Here is a 4,011-nt window from a genome sequence, read left to right as displayed (position 1 = left end):
TTTGTATAAGAGACAGCCCCCATCACGGAGACGACGGCGTCGAGTTCTTCGTGTCCGTGGGCGCGCCGCCCGAGTCGTCGCCGGACGTGGCGGCCCAGGTGCCCACCCCCACGACCGCGAGCAACACCACCGCGGCCGCTCCGAGCGTGATCCGCCGCCGCCGGGTCGTGGCCCGGTGACGGGCCGACCCCGGCCGCGGAGCACCCGCCGCCCGCGGCACTCGAGCCGTACCGCGCGCCCCCCCGGCCAGCTCGTCCGGCCCGGGCACCCGCATCGACGTGTGGGTGTCCCGGTTCGAGTCGGGCTTGGCTCCCGGCACCAGGGGCACCGCCCCCCGCCGCACCCGCTCCCGGGGCGCGGCCGCCTCGGTCTCCTCCTCGTGCGCCTCCTGCGGCTCCGCGTCCGGCTCGTCCACGTCCAACGGCGGCATCCCGGCCAGCGACGGCAACTGCTCCCGCAACCGCGCGCCCAGCTCCGAGGCCCGCAGCCGCGAGGCCGGCGCCTTGGCCAGGCACTGCACGAGCAGCTGCCACAGCTCCTCCGGGATGCCGGGGAGGGGGACCACCGTCTCCGTCACGTGGCGGCGCAGGACCGCCCCGGGGTGCCCGCCACCGAACGGCGTGAAGCCCGCCAGCAGCTCGTACAGCACCGTCGCCAGGGCGTAGATGTCGACCGCGGCCCGGGGCGGCAGGCCCTCCACGATCTCCGGCGCCAGGTAGTCCGGCGTACCGATGATCTTCGTCGCGCGCGTACGGCGTGGGGAATCGATCAGCTTCGCGACGCCGAAGTCCGTGAGGAGGGCCGGGTGGGCGCCGCCGGGGCCCAGCGGGCCCTGCATGTCCAGCAGCACGTTCTCCGGCTTCACGTCCCGGTGCACCACCCCGGCCGCGTGCGCCGCCGCCAGCGCGTCGGCGACGTCCGCGACGATCGCGACCGCCGCCTCGGGTGCCATCCGCCGCTCCCGGTCGAGGCGGGTGCGCAGATCCGTGCCGCGGACCAGGTCCATGACGAGCGCCAGGTCGTTGCCGTCGACCACGAGGTCCCGTACGGACACCACGTTGCGGTGTTCGAGGCCCAGCAGCGCCGTGCGTTCCTGGACGAAGCGCCCCACGAGCTCCTGGTCGGACGCGAGGTCCTCGCGCAGCAGCTTGATGGCGACGGGCCCCTCCGGCCCCTCGCCCAGCCACACCGTGCCGGCGCTGCCCCGCCCCAGAATCTGGTTCGCGGTGTACCGGCTACCGATCTTCCGTGTCAAAACTGCTCCTACGGACGCGTGTTGTCGCTAAAACTACGCGTCCGACGAGCCAACCTTCACCGCGGAGACGGAAATCACCCGTCAGATGTCGACAAGTCACCAACCCCGGTGACGCATCACGGACGCACGAAACCGACACACGAAGACGAACAGACGAATATCAGGCTGAAGGGCGGAGTACGGCTACGGACAGTTCGGTCGCGGACAGTGCGGACAGGACGGTCGCGTACGACGCGTCCGCCACGACCGATCCGGAAGGGGACCGTGCGGCGGCTACCGCCCCAGGCTCGCGGAGTTCCCGCCCAGGTCCTTGATCCAGCCGGTGATGTCGCTGACCCAGGTCGTCAGCTGGTCCCAGTAGTCCTTCGTCGACCCGATCCACTGCTGCAGCGGGCTGAACTCCCAGACCAGCCAGCCCGCCACGAACAGTATGACGATCGTGAAGAGGCACCCCTTCAGGCAGCCGAGGCCGGGGATGCGCATCGGGTTGGCGCTGCGCTGACGCGGCTGCCGGGGCTCACGCTGCGGGCGCGGCGCGGGCTGCTGGGGCGGCGCGTACTGCTGCGGCGGGGGCGGCGGTGGCGCCTGCCGCTGGGGCGCGTACTGCTGGGGCTGCTGCTGCGGGTAGCCGTACGCCTGTCCGGGCGGTGGCTGCTGCGGGCGCCTGCCCTGCGGCGGCTGCTGGGGCTGCTGCCGCGAGACCTGCCGCTGGGGGCGGCGGCGCAGCGGGTCCTCGCCGGGGTCGAGGTACTGGACCTGCGTCTGCTCGTTGCGGTCGCGGGCCGCCCGGAGCTGGTTCTGCCAGGGGTGCGGGTCGTCCGGCCCGCCGCCCTGCCCCGGCTGGCCGGGCTGGTTCGGCGGCAACGACTGCATGACGGCCGTCGGGTCGGCGCCGCCCGCCGGGCCCGAGGTGTGCGGGAGCACGCTGGTGGCTGCGTTCGGGTCGTACGGGTCGTACGCGCCCGCGTTGTTCGGCAGGACCTGGGTGGGGTCGGCAGAGCCGGCCGCTCCTGGCGTGCCCGGTACCGGCGCGGGCGCCGGGTCGGGGGCGAGGAGGGCGCCCACGCCCTCGGCGGCGGCGATCTGCGCGGCGTTCGAGTGAACGCCGATGCCCTCGGCGACGACCCGCAGCCCGCGCGCGAGGTTCTCGGCGCTGGGCCGCTCCTCCGGGCTCTTGCGCAGACAGCGTTCGATGACCGTCCACAGCGGGTCCGGGACGGTGGAGGGGCGGCGCGGTTCGGCGCTGAGGTGCTGGTGCAGCACCTCGAGCGCGGACTCGCCGCCGAACGGCGGACGCCCGGTGACCAGCTCGTACAGCAGGATCCCGGCGCCGTAGATGTCGACGGCGGAGGTCTGGGGGCGGCCCTCGGCGCCCTCGGGGGCGACGTACGCGGGCGTGCCGACGAACTCGCTGGTCCGGGTGAGGCCGGGGGAGTCGGCGAGGCGCGCGATGCCGAAGTCGGTCAGCATCGGGTGCAACTGGTCGCCGTCCTGCTTGAGCAGGACGTTCGCGGGCTTCAGGTCGCGGTGGACCACCCCGTCGGCGTGGCTGGCGGCGAGCGCGTCGGCGATCTGGGCGGTGATCAGGGCGGCGGCGACGGGCGTGAACGGGCCGCTCTCGCGCAGATAGCGGTGCAGGTCCGGGCCCTCGATCAGGTCCATGACCAGCGCCAGCAGATCGCCCTCGACCACGAGGTCCCGCACCCGCACGATGTTCGGGTGTGTGAGGCGGAGCAGCACGGACCGCTCCCGCAGGAACCGCATCACGATGTCCGCGTCGTTGGCGAGCTCCTCCTTGAGGACCTTGATCGCCACGGTCTCGCCGGGGTGGCCGGGAACGGCCGCCTCGGCCCCTGCGGTCTCCCGCTGGCGGGCGCGCCAGACGGTGCCTGTGGCGCCGCGTCCAAGCGGCTCCTCCAGGAGGTACTTGCTCCCTACCGGCCGCACGTCATGGGCTCCCTGTTGCTTGCTTGCCTGGTCCGTGGTGCTTTGCTTGCTGCCGATTCAACCGGCCTCGCCGGTGGAACGGGTGTTCCGACCCACTGTAATGCCGCCGCCTGCGGGACCGGGCCGTCGTCGTGCCGTGCTCTCCCGCACGCGTCCGCCGGACGGCTCAGCGCGCGACGCATGCGAGTACGTACGGCTTCCCCTGCGCGTTCGACTTCCCCTGCTCGTTCGACGGAATCCCCGTAGTTTCGACGGAATCCCCGTAGTTACGTGGTCGAGGCATTCCCGTACGTGATCGACGGCATTCCCGTACGGGGTCGGCGGCATTCATGTACACGTTCGACGGAAAGACGCTCTCCTGCCGGTGTTGGTTGCCGGGGACGGACGTGACCGATCTCAAGCGGGCATCCGGGTGGCATCCGCTGTCCACTGGTCAGGCACTTTTGCGGGCAGAGCCGACCAATCAAGATCACTTGCCCCGCGAGGGCGGGCAGGTTGTCAGTGACAGGTGCGAGGATGCCTTCAGTACTGGCCGATGTGCCCGTGTGCGGTGGGGGGAAGTCTGCGGTGGGGGGACCGCGCAGGCTCGCCCGCGTGCGCGGGTGCCCGCGCGGAAGGGACCGCTGACGGCGATGCAGATCCGGCTGACCGTCGTAGACCCGCTGGGACCGTCCTCGGAGCCGCGAGGACGTGCCACCGCCTGCGATGTGCTGGTGACGGCACCGTCGGGGACGGCGCTGGCCGCGGTGGCCTCCGGGCTCGCGTCGGCGGTCGGCGGGGACGGGGGCGCCTCCCAGTCCGACCGGGGC

General features: G+C 72.7%; 3 protein-coding genes. 1 reads left to right on the top strand and 2 read right to left on the bottom strand.

Annotation, left to right across the window (positions count from 1 at the left end; all coding sequences use genetic code 11):
- Positions 1 to 22 precede the first annotated feature (22 nt).
- Both FPZ41_RS45345 and FPZ41_RS45340 read right to left on the bottom strand, forming a co-directional pair.
- Positions 23 to 1,255: a serine/threonine-protein kinase gene (locus FPZ41_RS45345; protein ID WP_152870625.1), complete on the bottom strand. Its 1,233-nt coding sequence runs from the start codon at positions 1,253 to 1,255 to the stop codon at positions 23 to 25.
- A gap of 273 nt (positions 1,256 to 1,528) precedes the next feature.
- Complete coding sequence (locus tag FPZ41_RS45340) at positions 1,529 to 3,202, bottom strand: serine/threonine-protein kinase (RefSeq protein WP_322621552.1); 1,674 nt, start codon at positions 3,200 to 3,202, stop codon at positions 1,529 to 1,531.
- Between the two features lie 602 nt (positions 3,203 to 3,804).
- Here FPZ41_RS45340 and FPZ41_RS45335 point away from each other — a divergent pair.
- Positions 3,805 to 4,011: hypothetical protein (locus FPZ41_RS45335; RefSeq protein WP_152870623.1), on the top strand; the 207-nt coding region annotated here is incomplete at its 3' end.

The organism is Streptomyces acidicola, from assembly GCF_009377235.1.
In the GTDB taxonomy this organism is placed as follows: Bacteria; Actinomycetota; Actinomycetes; order Streptomycetales; family Streptomycetaceae; genus Streptomyces; species Streptomyces acidicola.
This window is presented reverse-complemented; position numbering and strand designations above follow the sequence as displayed.